General features: G+C 52.8%; 1 protein-coding gene. It reads right to left on the bottom strand.

The genetic code is table 11. The annotated features are described in order from the left end of the window. A partial coding sequence (locus GX466_02810; GenBank protein NLH93137.1) for an LPS-assembly protein LptD occupies positions 1–1,328 on the bottom strand: 1,328 nt, incomplete at its 3' end. Positions 1,329–1,507: the final 179 nt, after the last annotated feature.

The following is a 1,507-nucleotide window of genomic DNA, read 5'->3' as shown; positions in this document are numbered from 1 at the left end:
GCGAAATGCTGAGTGAGGTAGTTTGTGTTGGTGGTGTCGGCGGGGTCTATCTCATTGTTCCAGAAAATATCAGCCCAGCCACGGTCGGGATTCCTGCTCGTTCCGGTGTGATCCATGCGGAAGCTGTAACTGTAACTCAGGTTGCTCCACCAGGCGTTGGGGCTGCGTGTGGGATTGTACAACAGCTCATACACAGGGCGGGTTGGCGCGGAAAAACTGACCGCGGGCAGAGAAACCGAAATCCGGTCGTTGATCAGGTCTTCGGTGTAGGTGGCGCCCACATTCAGATAGGAACTGAGCAGGGGCTTGCGGTAGGAAACGGTCGAAGTGACCTTCTGGGCCAGGCTTTCGTCCAGATTGTAGCTGTCTTCCCAGATGCGTTTGCTGCTCACGAAGTCCAGATTGACGTCGAAAGTGGATTTCTCACCCAGTTCATGGTGATGCCTGGCACGCAAAGACCAGTCATAATTGGTCTCGTACTGGCCGATGTTTTTTCGGTAGGAAGCATCCAGAGAACCGGAGTAGAGGTAGCGCTTGATATAGTCAGTCGTCAGCCGGGTTTCCCAACCGGTCTTTTCCATCAGGTCCAGGCTGAGGATTATATCGGCATAGCTTTTATACGGATAGTACCATGCTATATTGCGCAGGGTTTTGCCATCCACATAGTTGTATCCCGGTTCAGGCACCAGGAAGCCAGCTCTGCGGCCGCGCTTGATCGAGAGTGTCATAAAGGGAAAGTAGAACACGGGAAAGTGGTTTACATAGGCGATCACGGGCTTGCCTACTATCTTGTCGCCCCGGTAAATGCGCAGTTGCTTGCTGGAAAACCAGAAGTCCGGTTCGGCGTGATCGCAGGTGGTGTAACTGCCATTGTCCACATCGTAGATGTCATCACCCGTCTTGCGTATCTCCTGGCCTGAATAATAGCCGTTTTCCAGCCTGCTGACGCCTCTGGAAAGCAGTCCGGTCTGGCTGTCGATATCGTAGGCGACAGTAGTTCCCAGCAAGATCTGGTCTCCGTCCTTCATCACCGTGTTGCCATAGCTGTAAGCTTTCTCCGTCTTCAGATCGAGCATAAGGGAGTCGCTGCTGATATCGAAGTTATGATAACGCACGCTGGAACTGCCAAAGAGGCGTATCTGTTCTGCGGAATAATTGTAAGCCACGCTGTCCGCGGCGTAAAAAAGGGAGTCCAGTTTCGCCGGAGCCAATGAGAGCGTATCCTGTGCGGAAGCGAGATCGGTAATGTTTAACGGTGTCTCGCTCTGTCCCCACAGCGTTGCCAGAGAGAGCAGGAGGAGCAAGGGCAGGATGAATCTGCGGGTCATCCAATTACACCAAAGATATCCGGTTCAGAGTCGTCGCAACCGCTGAGGGGGTTGTCAAAATCGTATCCCACGCTCAGCACAAATACATCGTTGACATTAGTGACCAAAAGCGGGGAAGGTAAGATGTGATGAATTTTCCTAAGCGCTGTGAAGCTGTCGTTATCCCGTAAAACCCGGGT

Source organism: Candidatus Cloacimonadota bacterium, assembly GCA_012516855.1.
GTDB lineage: Bacteria > Cloacimonadota > Cloacimonadia > Cloacimonadales > Cloacimonadaceae > Syntrophosphaera.
This window is presented reverse-complemented; position numbering and strand designations above follow the sequence as displayed.